This is a genomic window from Nocardia brasiliensis (assembly GCF_042691675.1).
Taxonomy (GTDB): Bacteria; Actinomycetota; Actinomycetes; order Mycobacteriales; family Mycobacteriaceae; genus Nocardia; species Nocardia brasiliensis_D.
Window position 1 is genome coordinate 4,259,541 of the sequence record NZ_CP170507.1, and the last position, 22,220, is coordinate 4,281,760.

At 67.4% G+C, this 22,220-nt stretch carries 20 protein-coding genes and 1 riboswitch; of the genes, 5 read left to right on the plus strand and 15 right to left on the minus strand.

Annotation, left to right across the window (positions count from 1 at the left end):
- Positions 1-88: 88 nt before the first annotated feature.
- The 3 genes from ACFK0J_RS19610 to ACFK0J_RS19620 all read left to right on the plus strand — a co-directional run bounded on the left by ACFK0J_RS19610 (position 89) and on the right by ACFK0J_RS19620 (position 2,736).
- Positions 89-778, plus strand: a complete 690-nt coding sequence (locus tag ACFK0J_RS19610) for a TetR/AcrR family transcriptional regulator (RefSeq protein ID WP_378742361.1) — start codon at positions 89-91, stop codon at positions 776-778.
- A 133-nt stretch (positions 779-911) separates the two neighbouring features.
- On the plus strand, positions 912-2,057 hold the full coding sequence (locus ACFK0J_RS19615; protein WP_378742363.1) for an acyl-CoA dehydrogenase family protein: 1,146 nt from the start codon (positions 912-914) through the stop codon (positions 2,055-2,057).
- A 31-nt stretch (positions 2,058-2,088) separates the two neighbouring features.
- A complete protein-coding gene (locus ACFK0J_RS19620; protein WP_378742928.1) occupies positions 2,089-2,736 on the plus strand; it encodes a TetR/AcrR family transcriptional regulator in 648 nt (215 codons plus the stop codon).
- A gap of 33 nt (positions 2,737-2,769) precedes the next feature.
- Here ACFK0J_RS19620 and ACFK0J_RS19625 read toward each other — a convergent pair whose 3' ends face one another.
- Positions 2,770-3,132: a hypothetical protein gene (locus ACFK0J_RS19625; RefSeq protein WP_378742369.1), complete on the minus strand. Its 363-nt coding sequence runs from the start codon at positions 3,130-3,132 to the stop codon at positions 2,770-2,772.
- 194 nt (positions 3,133-3,326) lie between these two features.
- On the opposite strand from ACFK0J_RS19625, the gene ACFK0J_RS19630 reads away from it, so the two are divergent.
- A complete protein-coding gene (locus ACFK0J_RS19630) occupies positions 3,327-4,097 on the plus strand; it encodes a DUF4190 domain-containing protein (protein ID WP_378742371.1) in 771 nt (256 codons plus the stop codon).
- A gap of 10 nt (positions 4,098-4,107) precedes the next feature.
- Here ACFK0J_RS19630 and ligD read toward each other — a convergent pair whose 3' ends face one another.
- The 4 genes from ligD to ACFK0J_RS19650 form a co-directional block, all read right to left on the minus strand.
- The gene (gene ligD, locus ACFK0J_RS19635) at positions 4,108-5,118 is read right to left on the minus strand and encodes a non-homologous end-joining DNA ligase (RefSeq protein ID WP_378742373.1); all 1,011 of its coding nucleotides are present in this window, start codon (positions 5,116-5,118) and stop codon (positions 4,108-4,110) included.
- The gene (locus tag ACFK0J_RS19640; RefSeq protein WP_378742375.1) at positions 5,115-6,194 is read right to left on the minus strand and encodes an ATP-dependent DNA ligase; all 1,080 of its coding nucleotides are present in this window, start codon (positions 6,192-6,194) and stop codon (positions 5,115-5,117) included. Before ACFK0J_RS19640 ends, ligD begins: the two co-directional genes overlap by 4 nt.
- A 205-nt stretch (positions 6,195-6,399) precedes the next feature.
- The gene (locus ACFK0J_RS19645; protein ID WP_378742377.1) at positions 6,400-6,804 is read right to left on the minus strand and encodes a cold-shock protein; all 405 of its coding nucleotides are present in this window, start codon (positions 6,802-6,804) and stop codon (positions 6,400-6,402) included.
- A 213-nt stretch (positions 6,805-7,017) separates the two neighbouring features.
- Positions 7,018-7,251, minus strand: a complete 234-nt coding sequence (locus tag ACFK0J_RS19650) for a hypothetical protein (protein WP_378742379.1) — start codon at positions 7,249-7,251, stop codon at positions 7,018-7,020.
- Positions 7,252-7,417: 166 nt separating this feature from the next.
- Between ACFK0J_RS19650 and ACFK0J_RS19655 the strand changes: the two genes are divergently transcribed.
- The gene (locus tag ACFK0J_RS19655) at positions 7,418-10,471 is read left to right on the plus strand and encodes a tetratricopeptide repeat protein (RefSeq protein ID WP_378742381.1); all 3,054 of its coding nucleotides are present in this window, start codon (positions 7,418-7,420) and stop codon (positions 10,469-10,471) included.
- A 111-nt stretch (positions 10,472-10,582) separates the two neighbouring features.
- Here the strand turns inward: ACFK0J_RS19655 and ACFK0J_RS19660 are convergent, their stop codons facing one another.
- The 10 genes from ACFK0J_RS19660 to ACFK0J_RS19705 form a co-directional block, all read right to left on the minus strand.
- A complete protein-coding gene (locus ACFK0J_RS19660; RefSeq protein WP_378742383.1) occupies positions 10,583-10,978 on the minus strand; it encodes a hypothetical protein in 396 nt (131 codons plus the stop codon).
- 85 nt (positions 10,979-11,063) lie between these two features.
- On the minus strand, positions 11,064-12,410 hold the full coding sequence (locus ACFK0J_RS19665) for an AAA-associated domain-containing protein (RefSeq protein ID WP_378742385.1): 1,347 nt from the start codon (positions 12,408-12,410) through the stop codon (positions 11,064-11,066).
- A 40-nt stretch (positions 12,411-12,450) separates the two neighbouring features.
- The gene (locus ACFK0J_RS19670; RefSeq protein WP_378742387.1) at positions 12,451-14,187 is read right to left on the minus strand and encodes an ABC transporter permease; all 1,737 of its coding nucleotides are present in this window, start codon (positions 14,185-14,187) and stop codon (positions 12,451-12,453) included.
- The gene (locus tag ACFK0J_RS19675; protein ID WP_378742389.1) at positions 14,184-14,900 is read right to left on the minus strand and encodes an MgtC/SapB family protein; all 717 of its coding nucleotides are present in this window, start codon (positions 14,898-14,900) and stop codon (positions 14,184-14,186) included. Before ACFK0J_RS19675 ends, ACFK0J_RS19670 begins: the two co-directional genes overlap by 4 nt.
- Before the next feature lie 237 nt (positions 14,901-15,137).
- A riboswitch (M-box (ykoK) riboswitch) is annotated at positions 15,138-15,308 on the minus strand.
- A gap of 104 nt (positions 15,309-15,412) precedes the next feature.
- A complete protein-coding gene (locus ACFK0J_RS19680) occupies positions 15,413-16,042 on the minus strand; it encodes a TetR/AcrR family transcriptional regulator (RefSeq protein WP_378742391.1) in 630 nt (209 codons plus the stop codon).
- An 86-nt stretch (positions 16,043-16,128) separates the two neighbouring features.
- Positions 16,129-16,536: a hypothetical protein gene (locus ACFK0J_RS19685; RefSeq protein ID WP_378742393.1), complete on the minus strand. Its 408-nt coding sequence runs from the start codon at positions 16,534-16,536 to the stop codon at positions 16,129-16,131.
- Positions 16,537-16,646: 110 nt separating this feature from the next.
- Positions 16,647-18,017, minus strand: coding sequence for a pyridoxal-phosphate dependent enzyme (locus tag ACFK0J_RS19690; RefSeq protein WP_378742395.1), 1,371 nt, complete (start codon positions 18,015-18,017; stop codon positions 16,647-16,649).
- Entirely contained in the window at positions 17,975-19,561 is a 1,587-nt protein-coding gene (locus tag ACFK0J_RS19695) for a decarboxylase (RefSeq protein WP_378742397.1), read from the minus strand. Before ACFK0J_RS19695 ends, ACFK0J_RS19690 begins: the two co-directional genes overlap by 43 nt.
- Positions 19,558-20,847: a heavy-metal-associated domain-containing protein gene (locus ACFK0J_RS19700; protein ID WP_378742399.1), complete on the minus strand. Its 1,290-nt coding sequence runs from the start codon at positions 20,845-20,847 to the stop codon at positions 19,558-19,560. Before ACFK0J_RS19700 ends, ACFK0J_RS19695 begins: the two co-directional genes overlap by 4 nt.
- The gene (locus ACFK0J_RS19705) at positions 20,844-22,076 is read right to left on the minus strand and encodes an aminotransferase class V-fold PLP-dependent enzyme (RefSeq protein WP_378742401.1); all 1,233 of its coding nucleotides are present in this window, start codon (positions 22,074-22,076) and stop codon (positions 20,844-20,846) included. Before ACFK0J_RS19705 ends, ACFK0J_RS19700 begins: the two co-directional genes overlap by 4 nt.
- Positions 22,077-22,220 lie beyond the last annotated feature (144 nt).

The following is a 22,220-nucleotide window of genomic DNA, read 5'->3' on the forward strand; positions in this document are numbered from 1 at the left end:
AGTATGGCGCAGGTCACGCCCGCGCCGAGCTGACCCCGGCTCTCCGCTGTGCTGATATCCGTACCGCCGGTACGTGTATGCTGCGGTCGTGCCCCGGCCCAGCGTTCGTTCGACGACCTCCCGTGCGGAGATCGTCGACGCCGCGATCCGGGTGATCGACCGGGACGGGCCGCGGCCGAGCATGGACGACATCGCCCGCGAAGCGAACATCACCAAGCCGCGCCTGTATCGCCAGTTCGCCGACAAGGCCGATCTCTACACCGAGATCGGTAACCGGATGGCCAAGGCCGCCGCGGCCGCCGCGGGCAACGATCTGACGCTCATGCTGCAACCGCCGCGGACCGCGTTGCGGCGGGTGCTCACCGGATACGCCGACAGCATTCTGCAGCATCCCAACGTTTTCCGCTTCCTGGGTCAGGCGCAGGTGACCCAGCAGTCCGACGGCACGGTCCTGCAGTTCGACCTCGGCCGGGCCGCCTCGGATCGTTTCGCCCGACAGGCCCGCGAGATCGCCGAGTCCATCCCGATCGACACCGCGGGCATCGACTATCTGTCCCGCGCGGTGGTCGGCGTCGTCGTCTCGATCACCGATCTGTGGCTGGCCGATTCCGCGTTGCCGCACCCGGACCGCACCGCCGAATTCGTCGACCAGGCCACCGAATTCGTCTGGGGCCTGATCGACGGATTCCTGCGTAGGCAAGGCATTTCCGCCGACCCGGAGACGCCCATCTTCACCTCGCTCGCCGCCGTCAACCAGGCGCAACAGCCCGCAGGCTGACCGTCGCCGAGTCCTCGACGCAACTCGGTCGACTCGACGCGTGCCCGGGTTGTTGACACCCTGCCAATAGTGCGGGAATCTGTTGACGAGGGCCCGGCTTCAAGTCGGGGAACAGCGAGCAAAAGGATCCGAAATGGCACGCGCCGCATGGAGTGACGACGAGGTCGAAGCGGTACGCGACCTTGCGAAGACGTTCTTCGAGAAGGAGGTCGTCCCGCACGAGGAGAAGTTCGTCGCCCAGGGCCACCCCGACCGCGCGCTGTACAACCGGGCTGGCGAGCTCGGCCTGCTCTGCACCGCCATCCCCACCGAATACGGCGGTGGCGGCGGCACGTTCGCGCACGAGGCCGCGATCATCGAGGAACAGTCGCGGGCGGGCGACGGCTCGATGGGTATGCCGGTGCACAGTTCGATCATCGCGCCTTACCTCGCGGAATTCGGTTCCCCGGAACTCAAGCAACGGGTGCTGCCCAAGGCCGCCACCGGTGAAATGGTGCTGTCCATCGGCATGACCGAACCGGGCACCGGCTCGGATCTGCAGAACATCAAGACCCGCGCGGTGCGCGAGGGCGACGAGTACGTCATCACCGGCTCGAAGATCTTCATCACCAACGGCTGGCTCTGCGACGGCATCATCATCGCCGTGAAGACCGACCCGACCAAGGGCGCGTCGGGCGTCTCGCTGATCTTCGCCGATGTCTCCGACGACACCCCCGGCTTCAAGCGCGGCCGCATCCTCAACAAGATCGGCGGCAAGGCCCAGGACACCGCCGAACTGTTCTTCGACGGACTACGGGTGCCCGCGACGAACCTGCTCGGCGAGGCCGAGGGCCTGGGCTTCTATCAGATGATGCAGATGCTCGCCCAAGAGCGGCTGGTCACCGGCATCATCGCGGTCGCGATGATGGAAAAGGCCGTGCAGCTGACCATCGATTACACCAAGGGCCGGGAGGCCTTCGGCAAGCCGCTGTTCGCCATGCAGAACACCAAGTTCGAACTCGCCGAGTGCGCCACCATCGCGAAGGTCAGCCGCACCTTCCTCGACGATTGCATCGTGCGGCATCTGCGCGGCGAACTCGATATCCCCACCGCGGCGATGTCGAAGTACTGGCTCACCGACCAGCTGGGTATCGTGGTGGACCGCTGCCTGCAACTGTTCGGCGGCTACGGCTACATGACGGAGTATCCGATTTCGCAGCTCTACACCGGCGCCCGCGTCCTGCGCATCCTGGCGGGTAGCAACGAGGTGATGAAGGATCTCATTGCCCGGTCTCTCTGATACGACGAGTGAGACCGCGGACGGTGCTGCGCTGGACTCACCTACTCCGCCGGCCACGCCGGCTGCGGTCCCCCTGCCGCGCCGTCGCCGGCTCGAACCCGACGAGCGGCGGGCCCAGATTCTGGCGTGCGCGATCGACATGTTCGGTGAGCGGCCGTACGCGGCCGTCTCGACCGCCGAACTGGCCCAGCGGGCAGGCGTCGCCCGCGGTCTGATCAACCACTACTTCGGCAACAAGCGCGACCTGTACCTCGCGGTGGTTCGACGCATGGTCACCCTGCCCAAGCTCGACGACATGATCGTGCCCACCGGCACCGAGCGCGAGCGAGTCGATGCAAGTGTGCACTGGCTGCTGGACACCATCGCCGAGCACGGCAGCACCTGGGTGAAGGTGACCAGCCACGAGGGCGTCGGCGACGACCCCGAGGTGCAGCAGATTCTCGATCAGGCCGACGACGCGGCCGCCGAACGACTGCTGCTCATGGTCGGCCTCGCCGATTCGGCACGGAGTGCGGCTTTGCGCGCGATGGTCCGCGCCTATGGCGGGCTGGTCAAAGTGGCGGGCCGGGAATGGATCACCCGCGGCACGCTGACCCGCCCGCAGGTGCACGAGCTGCTCGCCGACATGCTGATGACGCTGGTCACCGAATCGCTGCCGAAGGTGGACCGCCGGCGCTGAGCGCACGGCGGTCCCCGGCTATCGGAGGAGTTATCAGGTGAGGGCCTCCGGGGCCGGATCGCCGGTCGCGGCACTCTCCGCGCTGTAGCGCACCGGCCGCCGGTGCCCCGGCGCGTGCCCCTGCCGCCCGTACTTCAGCTCGATCACTTCTTCGCGCCGATGTTCCACCAGCAGCGCGCCGACGCCGAGTATCCAGAGCGCGGCCGTCACGATCGCGCCGATCTGGGTCCATTCATCGAAGCCGTACCCGGCGGCGGTGAGCGTGCACGCCAGCGACACCATGCCGAGCGCGCAGAGAATAAGGCCGGGAACGTTGTAATTGTCGCCGAGCAGATCGCCGGCTTGAGCGTGCCACGGCCGGTTTTCGCGGTCGGGCGGAGTGGTGCTACCGAGCATGGATTCCTCCTAGGAGTCAACGCAAGATCAGTGACACTGCCCGATCAGCATGAACCCTGATCGAGGAAAACAGTAGTAATTGGACATTCCAGATGATGGCGCGCCGTTCCACCCCTATTGTGGGTCGGGAGATCGGGGCGGGTCCGGGCAGTCCGAGGTTCCTGCACGGTGTGTGGTGTGGAGAGGTACCTGGCATGGCACGGGCAGATCGCCGTGAAAGTGAACGCTGGCCTGCGGCGCAGCAGGACGACCGCTGGGCCGCGGCCGAAGAGGAACAGTGGGTCGAGCCCGAGCCCGACGAGCGCTGGCAGGAACCCGCGGCGGGCCGTCGCCGGACCGGTCGGCTCCGGGTGGAAATTCCGCCCATCGTGAATCCGTATGCGATCGTCGCGCTGGTGGCCGCGTTGGTCGGCCTGTTCCCGGTCGCGATCGTCTTCGGCTTCATCGCCTTCTCGCATCCGCGCGGCCGGGTGATGGCGATGTTCGCGCTGCTGATCGGCGTCGCGGAGGTGACGGCGCTGGCGGGACTCGTGGTGCTGTCGGGAAACATGCTGCCGGACTCGCTGACTCGCGCGGACCGCCTACCGACCACGGCAAGCCTCTCGGTGCCGTCGAGCGCCGATCGACTGCCCCCGCCGACGACATCCATCGCCCCCAACACGGTAGCGACCACCACGGCAGGCCCCACCACGACGAACCAGAGCAACCTGAAAAAGGGAGCGGCGTGCACCGAGGCGCAGGTCGGCCAGATCGGTAGCGCCGCCGACGGCGGCACCCTGATCTGCCTGCTCAGCGCGGGCAGCGGCTATCAGTGGTCCGGCCCGTTCACGGTATCCACCGCGATCCAGCAGGCCGGGGCGAAATGCGACGGCAGCACCGGGAAGACCGGTCGCACCGCGGACGGCCGCGCGCTGGTCTGCGAGACCGGGGGCCGCAGCGGCACCTGGGTGCTCTGGACCGAATAGCGGGCGCTGCCTACTCCTCTTTCTTGGCCCGACTCGGCTGAACGCGGGGCGGTTCGTTCGGCATTTTCGGATACTGCGGCGGCCACGGCGCGTCCATCAGGCCCGACGCCATGTCGCGCTCCGACATTTCCAGCAGCGGGGCAATGGATTGCGGTGCGCGATCGGCCCACGGGTCACCCAGTTCGGCCAGTCGCGCCGGCACGGTGGCGATGGTCAGCTCGTCCGGGACGACAGCGTCCAATTCGGACCAGGCGATCGGCGTCGACACCTGCCCGCCGACCTTCGGGCGCACACACCAGGCCCCGAAAACCGTCTTGTGCGGGGCATTCTGGTTGTAGTCGATGAACACGCGATTGCCGCGTTCTTCCTTCCACCAGTGTGCGGTGATCTCTTCCGGATGGCGGCGCTCCAACTCCCTCGCCAATGCGACGGAGGCGGCGCGCACCTGGTAGCCATCCCAATTCGGTGCCAGCGCAACGTAAATGTGCAGGCCGCGGGAGCCGGAGGTCTTGATCCGCGACTCGATGCCCAACTCGGCGAACAACTCCCGGGTCAGCACCGCGGCGTGCTTGAGGTCGTCGAGGGTGATGCCGGGGGAGGGATCGAGATCGATGCGCAGCTCGTCGGCGATCTTCAGATTGTCCGCGCGGTTGGGCCACACGTGAAAACCGAGACAGCCCTGGTTGACCGCCCACAGAATGTGCGCGAGATCGTGGGCGACCAGCGCGTCGCTGGTGGTGCCGTTCGGCGTGGTCACCTCGACCGTGTGCAACCAGTCCGGGGCCGTTTTCGGCACCCGCTTCTGAAACCACGACTTACCGGACGCCCCGTCGGGATAGCGCTCCAACAGCAGCGGACGGCCGCCGACCACATTCAGGAACGGTTCGGCCACCGCCTGGTAGTAATGCACGAGATCGAGTTTCGTCTCGCCGCGCTTGGTGAAATAGACCTTGCCGGGATTGCTGATGGTGACCGTCCGGCCGTCGACCTCGATATCGACGGACTCGCCGCGCGCGCTCATTTCGCCTCGCTGAAAATCGCACTCAATTCGGCGGGCGGCGCCTCGTCGAGCTGAGCGTAGGTGCACGATTCGGGTGTGCGGTCGGCGCGGAAGCGGACCAGCCTGCCGCCGTGCCGCAGCCGCCCGGATTGCACGTGTTCGTAGCGGACCTCGGCGACCAGTTCGGGGCGCAGCGCCTCCCAGGACAGGTCCTTGCCGCCGGTCCAGCGGCTCACGCCGCCCGGCATCTTGCCGTCGGCCCTGGCCTGTGCCGCGGCGTCGGCCCATTCCCGCCACGGATGGTTTTCCAGCGCGTTTTCCCGCAGTGGCGCGAGTTCCTCGACGAGTTCCTTGCGGCGGGCCGCGGTGAAGCTGCTCGCGACGCCCACGTGGTTCAGGTGGCCCTGGTCGTCGAACAGGCCGAGCAGTAGCGAGCCGACCCCTTCGCCGTCCTTGTGCCACCGGAAACCGGCCACCACGCAGTCGGCGGTGCGTTCGTGCTTGACCTTGAGCATCACCCGCTTGTCTTCCAGATAAGCCAGGTCGTTGGCCTTGACCATGACCCCGTCGAACCCGGCGCCCTCGAACCGGGTGAACCAGTCCTCGGCCAGGTCGGGATCCTGGGTGATCGGCGTCAGGTGCACCCGCGCGAGCGCGGTGTCCAGAATGGTTTCCAGCAGCCGTCTGCGTTCGGCGAACGGCTCCTCGGTCAGATTCTTGTCACCGAGGGCGAGCAGATCGAAGGCGACGAAACTGGCCGGAGTTTCCACGGCCAGCTTGTTGACTCTGGAAGCGGCCGGGTGCAGCCTGTTCTGCAGGGCGTCGAAGTCCAGGCCGTGCCCGGTGACCACCACGATCTCGCCGTCCACCACGCACCGTTCCGGCAGCGCCTGCTTCAGCAACTCGGCGACCTCGGGGAAATACCTGGTCAGCGGGCGGTCGTTGCGGGAGCCGAGCTCCACCTCGTCGCCGTCGCGGAAGACGATACAGCGGAAACCGTCCCATTTCGGTTCGTAGCTCAGGCCGGGCTCGCGCGGCACTCCGGACGTGGTTTTGGCCAGCATGGGTCGGACGGGTGGCATGACCGGTAAGTCCACGCGATCCTCCTCGGTTCGGTTCTCACCCGTACCGACGACATGATCGAACGAAATTCATCGGTGCGGCCTCGGACATTCGTCACTCGCAAGCGCTTCCTGCGGCCTCGGACATTCGTCACTCGCAAGCGCGCTGTACTCGCTGATGATCGTATGCGCCGCGGCCGACAAGATCATCGACCTCGCGGATGCCGTGAACCGAGAGCCCTTAGTTGTCCAGCCAGCCGTGTTGCTCGGCGAAGACCGTGAGCCGGTCGCGGATGGTGAGGATCTCGCCCGCCGTCAGTGCGGGGCTCGCGTCGAGGAGTAGCTCGGTGATCAGGCGTTTGTGTTCGGCGGCGGTGAGCTGTCCCGAGTTCGATCTGTGTTTGGATTTGTGCGGTACCGGGGGCGGGCTCGGCTGGCCACCGACCACACTCAGATTGACCGCCTTCGGCCCACGATCACCCTCTGTCATGTCGAATTCGAACACTCGACCCTGGCGCAACTCGTCTTCGTCCAGACCGATGTCGTTGACGTGCACGAATACGTCCGGCCCGCCGTCCTCCGGTCGAATGAATCCGAATCCCCGAGAGCTGTCGAACGACACCAATTTCCCGATGGACACCAACACCTGCTCCTCGCCGCGCCGTCGCTACCCGGTCACCTTAGCCCGCGTTATCGCCGTCGTTGGACGAAAGCGCCTTTTGTAATGAATTGAAAACAGTCAGCCCCTGACCGGCCATTCCGTTGACCAGTTCACGCACTCCGTCCGGCCCGCCGAGCACGGTGAGGTCGGCTCGCCAGCCCGTGCGTGGTAGCCAGCACTCCTGTCTCCCTTGCTGTTTCAAGATCTCTCGGCGGCGTCGGTGGTCAGCGGAATCCAGGGCACCACATCGACGATGCACCCGGGCGTGACGTCGATGATGAGTACGGTCGCCCCCACCGGGATCGCTTCGGTGGCACGTGCGACGAACAGTTCCATTCCCCCTCGAATCGCCACCTGCACCTCCCCGAGCATTCCCGCGCCTCGGATCGGCGATGTGAGCGTACCCGTCAAACCGACCAGGGGGTCACTCATCGCACCGATCTCCTCGCACAGGCGTCCGACCCCGCCACACTACGTCTCGCGCAGCGCGATTCGATATCGAAATGGGCACGGCCGACACAACTTGCCGACAACGGCGGGGAACGCTCAGATTCCGGGTGTGTCATTCCCCGGAGGGGCACGCGGGTATGTTTCTTGCATGGGAGGACGACTCGCTTTGGTTGTCGGGTCCGAATGTGAGGCGCTGGGGGAACTGGGGTTCACCGGCGAACTCGCCACAGGGTTGTATGGGAATCTGACCGAGGCCGGTGGGTGGCGCTCCGCGATCGCGGAAGACGGGCCGGTATTGAATCCGACTGCGGCGCAGCTGGTCACGGCGGTGGACGAGGCCTTCGCGGCGGCCGCGGAGCGCCAGGCCACCCTGCTGCTCGCCTTCATCGGTCACGGTGTCGCGACCAATGCCGAGGACTTCTATCTACTCGGGCTCGATTCGCCCGCGGTGCCCAACTCGCGCAACGCCTTTCATCTCACACAAGAGATCCGGGAGCGGCTGAACCAGGCGGCGCTGGATGGGCTGGTCGTGCTGGTCGACGCGTGCGAGACCGGTCAGGGCGTGATCGGTGCCGCGCGGCGGTGGACCGACCTGCTCGCCCAGTCGGCGGGGCGGATGGAGATGCTGGTCGCGGCGGGCGAGGGGCCCGCGTTCTCCGGTTGCTTCACCCGAACCATGCTGGCCACCTTCGGTGTGGGATTACCGCTGCGCGGCGAGAATCTGCTGCCGGCGGATCTGGTCGATCCGATTGCCGGGGAATGCGTTCACCAACAGCCCCAATATCTTTCGTTCACCACCGGGGCGGTGTCGATGGCGCAGGGCGCGGACCCCGGTCTCTGGCTGGTGCCCAATACCGCGCGGCATCGGGACGCGGTGAGCGGCCGCTCCGCCGCGGGCTTCGTCGACCAGCTGACCCGAGGGCTGCTGGTGACGCCCGATGTCCGCGAGCAGCTCGACGCCATCGTGGACGCGGGCAGCCATCGCCTGCGGGCGGTGATCGGCCCCGCGGGCTCCGGTAAATCCACCCTGCTTGCCATGCTGATCCGGCCGAGCCTGGTGGAGGGCCTGGCGGTGACGCCCGAATACATCACTGCCGCAGTGTTTCTCACCGCTGCCAGCTCGATCGAGGCGGTCGCGGCCGAGCTGGCAGCGCAGCTGAGCGCCCGGCTGCCCGGCTTCACCGAGGCGGCGCAGGCGGTGCGCGCGCACCGGGCCAGGGACGAGTTCGACATCTTCGACCTTTCGGTGCGGCATCCGCTGGCCCGGTTGTCGACTGCGGGCCGCCGGGTGACGCTGGTGCTGGACGGATTGAACCAAGCGCAGCCGGGGACGCGGCGGTTGCTGGTCTGCGCCATCGCCGATCTGACGAAACGCGAGGATTTGCGGCACGTCCGGGTGATCGTCGGTATCCGGGACGGCACCGGCGTCGAGGACGATCCGGAACTGGCCCACATGCACCGGATCGAGATCGGCGAACCCGCCGCCGACGATATCGCCACCCTCGTCGGGTCCGCCCGCGACAGCGGTGCGCCCGCGGATCCGGCGGATTGGGTGAACTGGATCCAGATGTTGCTGGCTCAGACGCCGACCTCGGTCGGCGACGGCCACCACGTCGTTTCGGGCGGCTGGCTGCTGGCGCGAATGCTGCGCGAGGTGGCGTCGAACATTACCGACGGCGCGGTCGCCGCCGGTATCGGCCTTGACCGGATCGTCGCGCTGCGGGTCGATGCCGCGATACGCGGGATGCATCCCGAAACCGTCAGTGCCACAGGGGCGTTCCTCAGCATCCTGGTCGCCGCCGGGGTCGGGCCGGTCCTACCGATCGAGCTGCTGGATGCGGCGTTGACCGCGCTCGGCGTGGACCTGCACATCGCCCGAATCCGCGATATGACGGTGGCGATGGGTGCGCTGGTCACCCGCAGCCGCCCCGGCACCCCGCGCGAGTCACTCGGGATAACCCATGGCGCGCTGCTGCCCGGACTGCGCGCCGAGTGCAAAGAACTCGGCGTGGAAATCGAGCACGCGCACCGGGCCATCGTCGCGGCGATCAAAGAGAGTTCCAGCGACCGCGCCGCCGACTACGCGCGCGGTTCGGCCGTGCGCCACTGCCTCGCCTACGGGGATTCCGCCAGCGCGCTGCACTTCCTCGAAATGTTGGAAACCATGAGGGCCGCAGACAACCGCGATCTCTGGGCCGCCTGGGTACCTGCGTTCGTCGACGCGCTCGGCCCGCACCATCCCGATACCCTGACGACGCGCAGCCGCGAGGCATACCACCGCGCCGAGAGCGGGGACCTGATCGGCGCGATCACGGCTTTCGAACAGTTGCTCGTCGACCGGTTCCGCGTACTGGGTCGCGACCACCCGAAAACCCTTGGCACACGCACTAATCTGGCAACCTACCGGGCCCGTTGCGGCGACTATATCGGCGCCAGAGCCGACTACGAACGTCTGTTCGCCGACCAGCGCCGCCTCCTCGGTCCCGACCACCCCGACACCCTGCGTACCCGAAACGACCTGGCGTCCAACCGCGCCGACCTGGCGTCCAAGCGCGCCGACCGGAGCGAGCTCGTCGCCGCTATCACCGATTTCGAAAAGCTGGTCGCCGACCGCGCCCGCGTACTCGGCCCCGACCACCCGCAGACCATGCGAACCCGCAACAGCCTCGCCTACTGGCGCGGTGAGATCGGCGATTTGCCTGGTGCGCGAACCGAATTCGAACAACTGCTCGCCGACTGCTTGCGCATCTACGGGTCCGACCACGCCGCGACGCTGGCCGCCCGAAATGCCCTGGCCGCCTTCCGTACCCGCAGCGGCGACCTGGTGGGCGCCAGCGCCGAATTCAATCACCTTCTCGCCGACCGCCTCCGGGTCCTCGGTCCCGACCACCCCGACACCCTGACCACCCGCAGCACCCTCGCCGGTTTCCGCGCCGATGCGGGCGATCTCCCCGAGGCCATCGCCGAACTCGAGCAACTGCTCGCCGACCGGCTCCGCGTCCTCGGCCCCGATCACCCCGACACCTTCGCCACCCGCAACGACCTGGCCACCCGCCGCGCCGAAAATGGCGACATCCGCCGAGCCATCGCCGAATTCGAAATCCTCCTGGTAGCCGAACTTCGCGCGCTCGGCCCCAACCACGCCGCCACCATCCGCACCCAAAAGTCCCTCTCCTACTGGCGAGAGCAACTCGACCGATAGGCGCGGCGCGTATGTTCCTCAGAGTCGGATTGCAAGAGGTGGGCACGCTGTTGACCGATACGACGACCGACGACGAGTTGCCCGCGCCGGACGAGGCGGGCAGTGGGACGGTTAGAGCAGGTCGCGGGCTAGGCGGGTGGCGCCGACGGTCATGTAGCTACCGGTCAGCGTGACCATGGCGACGGCTGTGGGTCGGGGGATGTCGCCGCGGGCGAGGTGGGTGGTGCCGTGGGTGGTGTCGATGATGTCGACCAGCAGGGACAGGCGTTGCCATCGGGGGCGCTCGGCGGCGGGGGCGGTCAGGTAGCCGAGGCCGAGTGCGATGGCTCGGGCACCGAAGATGCGGGTCATGTAGGTGAGTTCGGGTGTGGCGCGGATTCGGAAGGCCGCGGCCAGTGTTCGTGGTGCCGCGATGGCGGCGGCGCCGAGGACGATGCGGCCGATGGCCAGGCCGCGCAGGGCGGCGGCCAGGGGTGGGTGGGGTGGTGGCGCGGTGTTCGTTGCCATGGGGTGAGTGTTCCCGACAGACGATGCGGGGTCGATTACCTCGGAGGTAATCTGCCCCGCATCGACGTCGGTCGTGTTCCGGATGCTACGCGGTCCACTTCCCGCGCACGCCCGCGAAGATCTGGGCCGCCGGATCTGCGGTGATCTTGTCGGAATCGGTGTCGTAGTCGTACAACTCGGCGTAGCGCCCCCAGTCGATCGCGATATCGAGCTGGCGCCGGGCATCTTCGGGCCCGAAGCCGCGGCGGAGCAGGTCGAGAAAGAAACCGGCACGGAGGCTGCCATCGGAGCTACCGGCGAGTCCCTTACAGATGGTGCGGACCAACGGCGCGCGATGGCGGGCCTGTTCGGCGAAAATGCGCTTGCTCTCCTGGATGTCGGCCGTGGTGAACCGGGTGCCGATCTCGGTGAGCAGCACGTCGCCGTCTTCGACGGTGCTGAAACCGAGCATTTCGGCGGCGTCGACGAGCGGCAGCAGATCGTCGATCTCGAAGTTCAGTTCATCGGCGATGTCCGGGAGATCGGCGCGGCCGCCGGTGGCATAGACGAGCTCGACCAGACCGGCCAAGCCGCCGACCGAGGCGTCGGGCAGCGGCTGCGCGGTGGGCGTGGCCTTATCCGGTTCGCCGACTTCGGGTTCGGTGTCGCGACCGGTGAGCAGGCCGTAGATCTGGTCGACCATCGCCTCGAACCACGGTGCCCGCCGGTCGCGCGGGCGAGGTTGGGGCACCGCGATTTCGGCGATGATCCGGCCCGGATTGGAGCCCAGCACCAGCACCCGGTCGGCCAGCTGCACCGCCTCCTCGATGTTGTGCGTGACGACGCAGATCGCCTTGGTGGGAAAGCCTTCGGTGGCCCACAGATTCACCAGTTCCGTGCGCAGGTTCTCCGCGGTGAGCACATCCAGCGCGGAGAACGGCTCGTCCATCAGCAACAGGTCGGGTTCCAGCACGAGCGCGCGGGCGAAGCCGACCCGCTGGCGCATACCGCCGGAAAGCTCCTTGGGATAGGCGGATTCGAAGCCGTCCAGGCCGATCATGTCGATCGCGGCCAGCGCCCGCTGCTGGCGTTCGGCGGGCGCCACATTGCGGGCGGCGAGCCCGAGCTCGACATTGTCCTGCACGGTGAGCCACGGCATCAGCGCGAACGACTGGAACACCAGCGCGGCACCGGGGTTGCTGCCGTTGAGTGGGGTGCCCCGATAGGTCACCTCGCCATCGGACGGCGCGATGAGGCCCGCGATGATCCGCAGCAGGGTGGACTTGCCGGAGCCGGAACGCCCCAGCAGCGCGACGATTTCGCCGCTGCGCAGTTGCAGATCGATACCGTCGAGCACCCGCAACTCGTCACCGGCGGCGCCGGTGAATCGCTTGCCGACACCCGAGATGTCCAGGAGCACATCGCGGTCGGCCTGGGTGGTGGTCACGGTCATGATCGGTCTCCCGTCGAACGAATGCAGAGGTAGCCGGTGTTCACAGCGAGTACCGCCGTTCGGCCAGTGCGTAGAGCCGCCGCCAGAACAGTCGGTTGATACCGACCACGTAGATGCTCATGACGAGCACGCCGATGAGGATGCGCGGGGAATCACCGGCCTCGGTCGCCTCGGCGATATAGGAGCCGAGGCCCGCGGCCACCAGGGTGGTCGATCCGTACTGCACGACTTCCGCGACGATGGAGGCGTTCCAGGCGCCACCGGCCGCGGTGATCCCGCCGGTCACGTAGCTGGGGAAGATGGCGGGCAGGATCAGCTTGCGCCACCACAGGTTTCGCGGTAGTTGCAGATTGGCGGCGGCCTCGCGCAGATCGTTGGGTACCGCGCTGGCACCCGCGATGACGTTGAACAGGATGTACCACTGCGCGCCCAACGCCATCAGAATGGTGCCCGCCCAGTTCAAACTGGCTCCGCTCCAGACGAGTACGGCGGTGATGAACGGGAACAGGAAGTTGGCCGGGAAGCTGGCCAGCACCTGCACCACGGGCTGCGCGAGCCGGGAAACCTTGGGGTTCAACCCGATCCACACCCCGATCGGCACCCACACCACGGTGGCCAGCACCAGCAGCACCACGACCCGCAGCAGGGTCAGGAACCCGAGTCCGAAGGCATGCGCGACTTCGCCGAAGCCCGCGGTCGATTCGATGTAGTCGACAACCCGGTAGGCGCCGTAGCCGATCGGCACCGCGACCACCGCGGCGAACAGCACGTCACCGGCGCGGCGCCGGATCGGCGGCGTGTGCAGTGGATGCTCGGCCAGTCCGAACACACTCATCGCCCGGTCCATCGGCGCGACCAGCGGGCCGAATACCTTGCCGAGCAGCAGCGGAACGTGCGAGCGGCGCAGCAGATTCAGCATCAGGCTGCGCGGCGCCTCGGCGGCTTCGGTGTCCTCCACCCGGAACCGCTCAGACCACGCCGTGAGCGGTCGCCAGAACAGGAAGTTCACGCCGACGACCATCACGATCATGACACCGATCGCGATGAACACCTTGCCGAGATCGCCGTCTCGGGTCGCGGTCGCGACATAGGAGCCGATGCCGGGCACCACGTACTTGTGGTTGTTCACGCTGATCGCCTCGGACGCGACCAGGAAGAACCAGCCGCCGCCGAAACTCATCATCCCGTTCCAGACCAGCGGGATCATGCCGCTCGGCACGTCGACGCGCCAGAACCGTTGCCAGCGTGACAGTCTCAGGTTGCGCGCCGCCTCGTCCAGCTCACGCGGCTGGGAGGCCAGGCTGTGGTAGAACGCGAACGCCATGTTCCAGGCCTGCGAGGTGAAGATCGCGAAGATGGCGGCGCTTTCGAGGCCGAGCTCCGAGCCGGGAAATAGTGCGATGAACCCGGCGACAGTGATCGACAGGAACCCGAGGATCGGCACCGACTGGAGGATGTCGAGCAGCGGCAGCAGCACCGTGCGTGCCCGGCGCAATCGCGCCGCCGCCGTCGCGTACACGAAGGTGAACACGATCGACAGCCCCAGCGCGGCGAACATCCGCAGCAGCGAGCGCGCCGCGTAGTAGGGGAGTTGATCGGGATCGGTGGACACCGTCGCGGGCGCGTCGGCCTCGTCGAACGGCACATTCGCACTTGCCGAGACCCGCACGATCAGCCAGATCAGCACCGCCGCGCCGACGAACACGACGACATCGGCGAACCGGTTGCGTGGCCGATCGAGCGCACTACGGGAGGGGAAGGAACGCAACAGAGTCATGCCTGCGGTCCCTTCGCATCTGTCGCGGCGATGTGCCAGCCGACGCTGGTCACCGACGGTTCCAGGCTGAGCCTGCTCACCGCGGTCTCCATCTGGCGGTCGTCGCGCTGGTCGCCGAACAGCTCGGCGCGCACTTCGACCCGGCCCGGGGTGCCGGTATTGGCGCTGGAGATCGAGATCAGCTGGAAGTCGGTGCGGGTCAGCGCCTGCACCAGCAGGGCGCGCACGTGCGCCTCGTTGGCGTCGTTGGTGACGGCGACGAACGCGTAGGAAGCGGGTTGTTCGTGACCGGCTTCCGGCTGCCGGTCGACGGCGCGGCCCGCGGCGCGCAGTGCGACGTTGACCCCGACCACGGCGACCGTGCCCGCCGCGGCCGTGCCGAACATGCCCGCGCCGGCCAGTGCGCCGACCGCCGCCGCGCACCACAGCGTGGCCGCGGTGTTGAGCCCGCGCACGTTGAGTCCGTCGCGGATGATCACCCCGGCGCCCAGGAAGCCGATTCCGGACACGATCTGCGCCGCGACACGCGTCGGGTCGGCGACTTCGCCGTGGAAGCCGTGCGCCGACAACAGCACGAACAAGGTGGCGCCGACGGCGACGAGCGCATTGGTGCGCAGCCCCGCCATTCGGGCCCGATACTGCCGCTCGAAGCCGATGACGGCGCCGAGGCCGACGCCGGTGAGCAGCCGGAGGATCATCTCCACTGTTGTCATGACCGCACTCCCTGAACATGTCAGCGCACCGTCGAAAACAGCAGGTTACGGGGCTTGTCCCGAAACGGAATCGGCTGTTGAGGTGTCGCCGGGTGAATATTTGGCAAATTGGGGATACGGACTATTACCGCCGGGCATCCGGCTCACCTCCCTCGTCTCTCGGCGCACGGCGAAGCCGGGCGTTGTTTGTTCGATCGTTGCAGAGCGCAGCAGGAGAACCCGGCAAAAACGCCGGTGAGCGCCCCTCCTCGTAAGACCTTTGGCACTTCACGGCGTGAACCCGGGGGACCGGGAGCCAATCGGGATCACCCCTTAAGCCGGGGAGATCTGTCCTGACCCGGGGCGTCTCTCGACGTTCGGGGTCGCTGGCCTGTTTCCGTGAAGGAGCCTCAGCGAACGATCGGCACCTTGCGCTGGCAAGTAAACACCCGAATGGAAATATTGGCAACCCGGATGTGATCACGGTCGCAGCCGCTGCCCAATTCCGTTGCGGCGGAGCGGCCGTCGCGGTTTCAGGACTTGTACAGCGAGCGGTAAGCGGTGATGACCGCGACGCAGTGATCGACGATCTCGTCCCGGGTGGCCCGCAGCGAGCCGTTGAGCCAGGCGGAGAACATGCCCGCGTTGCCACTGGCCATGGTCACCGCGGCGAGCCTGCGCTTGACCGGGTCGTCGATGTGCGCGAACAGGTGGTCCTGCATCAGCCGGGTGAACACCGGCATCACCGAGATGGTGGTCTGGCCGAGGCCGGTGCTGGAGTACGGCTCGACCAGGAACAGCCGGGACTTGCGCGGGTCGGCGAGCACCTTGTCGACCAGGATCCGCGCCAGTTCGCGGTCGCGGGACGGTTCGTCGGTCGCGGCGAACGCGGTCATCGGCTGCAGGAACTCCTCGGCGACCTGCCGGTAGAGCACGTCGAGCAGTTCGTCGCGGCTGGTGAAGCTCTCATAGAAGTACCGGTCGGTGAGGTTGGCCCGGCGGCACACCGCGCGCATGGTCACCCCGCTCGCGCCCGCCTCACCGATCAGATCCAGTGCGGCCTCCAGTAGCGCGGTGCGGCGCGCCTCCCTGCGCTCGGTGAGGGTCGTGCCGCCCCAGATCCGCGGGCCCGCGTCGTCGTCTGTTTCCTGGCCTGATTGCACCGCACCAGACTAGTGCGTGATCGGCGGCGAGCCCGCCGACCCGCACCACACCGCGGATCTCGCCGAAAACCGGGCCGACCAGTCGCTCAGGGCAGCACGACGCAGGCGAAGCCGAGGTTGACGCCGTTGCCGACGGTGGCCGCCGTCGACACCCACGCGTTCGAACTGTGCACCGCGTAGACGGTGTGGTTACCGGGGACCAGCGGTGTCCACTTCGCGGTCACGGTGCCCGAGGACGGGACGGTGATCCAGCCCGCGGGATCGAAAGTGCCCAGGGGGTCGACGAATCCGATGACATCGCCGGGCGTGGCGGTTGCCGTCGCGATGTAGGTGCAGTTCGTGCCGTAGGCGGTGGAGGTGCCGAAACTCATCCCTGGCGCCAGGCCGATGGCGGTGACCGCGGCGGGTGCGGCGGGTGCGGCGAGCACGACGGCGGCGGTCATGGCGCTGAAGGAGGTCAGCGCGGCGGCAACGGATTTCTTCGACCGGAACATGAATCATCTCTTTCGGACGTGGATCGGGAAGCAGCGCCGGTTCTGCGCTCCCTGTAGTTTCCGCGCGACGCGAACGAGACACGCGCGGAATGGCGGACGTCCTCCGCGCGTCATTTGCCACTTTCCAGCGGTAGCCCGGCATCCCGCCAGGCAACGATCCCACCGGCCAGGCTCGCGGCGTCGTACCCCGCCTGCTGCGCGCGACCGGCGAACCGCAGCGACACCTCACCCACCGGGCAGACGAACACCACCGGTCGGGAGCGGGGGAACGGAATGCCCTGCGCGAACATCTCGTCGAGCTGATCGTCGCGAATATTGAGCGCACCGGGCACGTGCCCGATCCGGTAGGCCATCGCGCCGCGGGTATCGACGATCGTCGGCTTGCCGGTGCGCTCCAACTCGGCCAGCTCGGCGGGCGAAAGGGTCGGTGTGGCAGCCAATTCCGCGGGTGTCGGCGGTGGTCGGCGCTCGGCGCGACCGAACAGCTCCGGCCTGCGCTTCTTGATGTAGGACAGGTACGGTTCCAGCCGGTCGCAGACGATGAACACCGCGACGATCGGTCCGTCCGTCCGCTGTGCCGAATCCGCTGCTGCCGCAAGGGTGTCCAGGGCGGCCGCGTAGCTGGCGCCGCTGGTCGGCCCGGCCAGGATGCCGTACCCGGTGGCGAGCCGAAGGGTGGCGTCCACCGCATCCCCGGCCTCGACGGTCACGATGTCGTCGTAGAAGTCGGGCTGGAACAGGCCGACATCCCACATCTCGCTCTCCGAGCGGATCCCGGGAATGAAGTCGGTGCGACCGGAAACCACGGCGACGGTGCGCAATTCGGGATTGTGCTTGCGCAGATAGGTGGCAGCGCCTCTGGTCGAACCCGTGGTGCCCAGGCCGCCGATCAGGTAGTCGACCCTGGTGATGCCGTCGGCCGCCAGGTCCTCGTGGATCTCCCGGCCGGTGCCGTGGTGATGCGCTTCGATGTTCTTCTCGTTGGTGTACTGCGACGGGTGATGGTAAGCGCCAGGATGCTGGGCCATGGTCGCCTCGATCACCGAGTACACGTCGTTCGGTGTCGTCGGGTCCGGGCACTCGGACAGTCCGGGCAATTCGACGATGTCGGTGTCGAACAGCTGCAACAGCTCGCGGACCTCGGCGACCTTGATCCGGTTGGTGACCGCGCGCAGCCCGATGCCGTGGATGGCGCCCAGGATCCGTAGTGCCTTGGCGGTATTGCCACTCGACGCCTCGATGAAGGTCTGCCCGTTGGCCAGGATGTGGTCGAGGTCGTCGCGGATCATGCCCCACGCCACCCGGTCCTTGACCGAGCCGAAGGGATTGTGCGACTCCAGCTTCGCGTACAGCTCGACGTCGGGCAGGCCGTGCACGGCGGGATCGAGCCGCAGCAGGGGCGTATTGCCGATGAGCTCGGTGATGTGGTCGTAGCGCATCAGGGCGCCCCGGTGGGTCGGCGCGGCATCGGCGGGCGCCACGGTCCGTGCGGTGGGGTGCGGCGTTGCGGCGGCAACCCGACCGGCAGGTGCGGTTCATAGTCCAGGTCGCGGTAGACCTGGAAGCTGCCCGCCCGGTGCGCGACCGACAGTTTGATCGGCGGTGGCCGCATCGAGGCCGTCGCCGCCGACAGATCCATGTGATAGGCGGCGGTATTCGGGAAGACCACCAGATCGCCGGGGCGCGGCCGCTCCGGCAGCCAGACCTTGTGATTGGTGATCAGATCCCGCTCCAGGCAGAGACGCCCGGCGAAATACACACCGACAGGCCCGGTTTCGGTCACCGGGTGCAGGCTCGGCGAGGTGTCGCCCGCCCCGCGCGTCGGCACCACCGTCCCGTCGACCGGGACGGCAGGGGACGGACGGTGCGCGGTAGTGGGCAGGATGACCGGATCGACCATCACCTCCTGATCGGCCGGAGTCACCGAGTCGCGGCTGAGATCGACATTCACCAGGACGCTGCCGTCGGCGAGTTCCTTGACGAAGTCGACCCTGGCCACCGTCACCCCGGCCTGGTCGACCAGTGCCTTGCCCGGCTCCAGCCACACGTCCAGGAGATTGTCCGAGGCCAGCTCGGCGACCGTGCGCCCGCCGTGTCGCTCCAGCGGGGCGGTGAGCAGATCGTCGAGCATGGTAGTCGCCGGAATCGTGTTGGCGTACTTGTGGAAAATCGGTGTTCCGTGCACCGCGCCGCCTGCCACGTGATAGCCGAAGGTGTTGCTGCCCCAGCTCATCGGCTCACCGCGGCCGAGCAGCGATTCCCGCAGTACGTGCACGTAGTGGTCGAATCGATCGGCGTCGGCGGTGAAGACCTGGCGGAACCCGCCGCCGATATTCAGCACCGACGGCGTGAGCCCGTAACCGTAGGCGCGTTCGATCAGCGCCAGACATGCCTCGATCGCGCGGATCCGTTCGCCGATGTCACCGGAGTCGAGATGAAAAGCGAAGCCGAGTAACGCGATCCGGCTACGGTGGGCCGAAAGCACATCGAAGGCACGCTGGATGTGCGCCAGCGGCACACCGAACCGGCTCACCTGTGCCTCGTCGAATCCGGAAACCCGGAGCAGCACCGGCACTTTGGCGCGGTCCCCGGCCAGCTCGGCGATCCGCCGCAGTTCCCACAGATTGTCCACGTTGATCGTGACGCCGCAGTCGATCAGATCCCGCAGGAACACTTCGCCTTTCGGCCCGGTCACCTCGATCCGCATGGGGCCGAAGCCCGCACCCACCGCGGCGGCCAATTCCTGTGGCGAGGCGACGTCGATGGAAATTCCGGCGTGTTCGGCGGTGCGTACGAAAGCGCGCGACTGGTTGACCTTGTGCGCGTAGCAGATTCGGTGCCGTGGCAGCCTGCGATCGAGCACCGCGCGGAATCGCCTCAGGTTCTCCGCGTAGACCTGCGGGAACAGCAGATGCACCGGCGAGCCGAACCGGATCAGCGCCTCGTCCACGGCGTCCGGGGTATCGAGAAAGGCGCGTACCAGCGGATGGATCTTCGCGGGTAGCGCCGGTAGCGGTGCCGTCATACCGCGGTTTCCGACGGCTGTGCGGGCACGGCACCCTTGGGCGCGCTGTCGGGTTTATCGGCGACGGGGTTGTAGCCGCCGTCCCGGATGGCCTCGAACGCCCTGGCCCGATTGCGCGGACTGCGGAACTCGGCGACCACCCGCTTGGTGATCAGATCAATCTCGACCACCCGGATGTCCATCGACTCCAGCACCCCGCCGATCGTCCGAACACAGTGCTTGCAGGTCATATCCGGCACGTAGAAGACCCGGTCCTCGGCGGTGGCCGCGCGATCGGCGTCGTCGCCGTCCAGGTCGGCGCTCACCTCGACGAGCGCACACCGCTCGGCGACCTCGGTGAACACCGCGACGAACTGATCGATCACCACCGGCAGGATGCTGTAGTGCCCGCCGCCGAGGTGGTGCGGCATCGCGGCCAGGCAGGCGGGGCGGGTGCCCGCGGGCAGCAGCGCGTACTGGCGCGAGATCAGGTCCAGATCCTCGTGGTACTTGGCGATCGCCTCCTGCACGCTCATTCCCTCGACATGGGTGGCGCGACGCATCACCGTGTGGGCGTCGGAGATGGTCGCGTCCTTCATCGCGCGCAGCGTCGCCACGGTCTCGGCGGAGTAGCGCACCGTGCCGTCGGGCTGGGCGATCAGCGTTACCGGGATCATCCCGCGCCGGTAGGTGGACGCCTGTAGCTCCCAATACCAGCGGGTGGCGACGGCCGAGAAGAGACCGGATTCGCGCATGCCGCAAGCGAATTCGGCCGCGCCGCGGTACGGCGTCTGCCGCGCGAGCAGGGAGTGCTGGGCGAGCGCCCGACCGGCGGCTTCGATGCCGACCCGGAAGATGTCCATCGGCTCGTGGTCGGTGGTGGTGCCGGCCAGTACCGCGTGCTCACGCGGACCGAGTGCCGAAATGCGTTCGGCGAAAGCGGTATTCGCAGCGAGAGCATGCCAGAGGGCGAGCACGGTCTCGCGCATGGCGATGGGCACCAGCGGGCCGAGGCCGTCCACCCGATAGTGACCGGTATTGGGGATGCCGTCGCTGTCGGTCCAGGTGATCCGATGGGTAGCGCTGGTGACCTGATACGAGCGGCAGGGGCGCATGAACCGCTCCAGATACAGCCGCTGCGAATAGGTGAGGTGGCTGTTCGGCTCGGTATGCAGTGCGGTGCGAGTGAATTCGAACCGGCGTCGCTCGGGGATGGGCACCGGCGCCGCGAACAGCCCCGGCTGTGCCAGCCCGGCGAGCACCCGGGACGCGGCCCGGCGGTCGTAGCGCGGGGTGTCCATAGTCATCTGACCTCCTCGGCAATCGTCATGACGCACTTGGTGAATCGGTCGATCTCGTCGGCGGTGTTGTAGATGTGCGTGCTGACCCGCACCGAGTCGTCGGAGCCCGCGTCCGCTGTCGGCGCGTCGGCCACCGTGCAGTGCAGCCCGGTGCGGACCAGGAAACCCAGTTCGCTCAGCACGAATCCGAGGTCGGTCGCCGAGATGCCGTCGAGCGTGAACGACACGATGCCGTAGCCGACCGCGCAGGGCGCGTACGCCGGACCGGGCAGGAATTCGAGGCCGTGGATGGGGCGCAGGCCGTCGATCAGCCGCAACGTCAGCTCGCGATTGTGCGCGGCGATGGCGCCGACGTCGAACGACTCGAGCACCTCGAGCGCGCTGCCGAGCGCGAGCACGCCGGGGACATTGTGCGTTCCGCCCTCGAGTAACGCGGGCATCGCTTCCGGCATCAGCCCGGCCTCGCTCACCAGCACCCCCGAATTGCCGCCGGGCAGGAAAGGCACCAGCCTATCGTGAACACGCCTGTGGCAGTAGAGGATTCCGGTACCCGGTGCCCCGAACATCTTGTGCGCGGCGAAGATCGCGAAGTCCGCGCCCAGCGCGGTGACATCCACCGGCAGATGGCCGCCGCTCTGGCTGCAGTCGAAGCACAGCAGGATCTCGGGATCGAGCAGACCGCGCAGTTCCTCCAGCGTGGTCAGACCGCCGTAGACGTGGTGCAGGTGGCTGGTGGTGATCAACCGGGTGCGCGGGGTGACCTTGGCGAGGATGTCCGCGGTGTCCGCCTCGCCGACATCTGTCACTCGATAGGGGACCAGCTCGATGCGGCGGCCGAAACGGGCGAGCAGACCGCGCAGGTGGTGCCACGGGTGCACATTCGACGCGTGATCGGCTGGGCTGTACAGGATTTCGTCGCCATCCTCGAGCACCGCCAGCCCCCAGGACAGGGTGACCGCGTTGAGCGCGGCGGTGGCGCCGCTGGTGAAGACGACCTCGTCGGGGTGCTCGGCGCCGATGAAGGCCGCGGTGCGGTCCCGGATTCTGCTCAATCGGGTGCTGAGACTGGTCGCCCACGGATAGGTGCCGCGCCCGGCATTGGCGGTTCGTGAGCTGTGATAACGGTGAATGGTCTCGATGACCGGCAGCGGCTTCTGCGTGGTCGCGGCGCTGTCCAGATAGATCTCGGTGGATTCGGCGAGGGCGGGGAAGAGCTTGCGGAGGTCGGGGGGCATCGGTGTCGACGCCGACGATAATCGCGCGTCGGACGGCCGCGCGAAATGCGACCTCGAGGCATGGGATCGCAATGACGCTCCCTCCGCAAAAGCGCTTCACAAGGTGCGCTGGACGCTCCCAACGATACGCACTTTTCGTAAGGT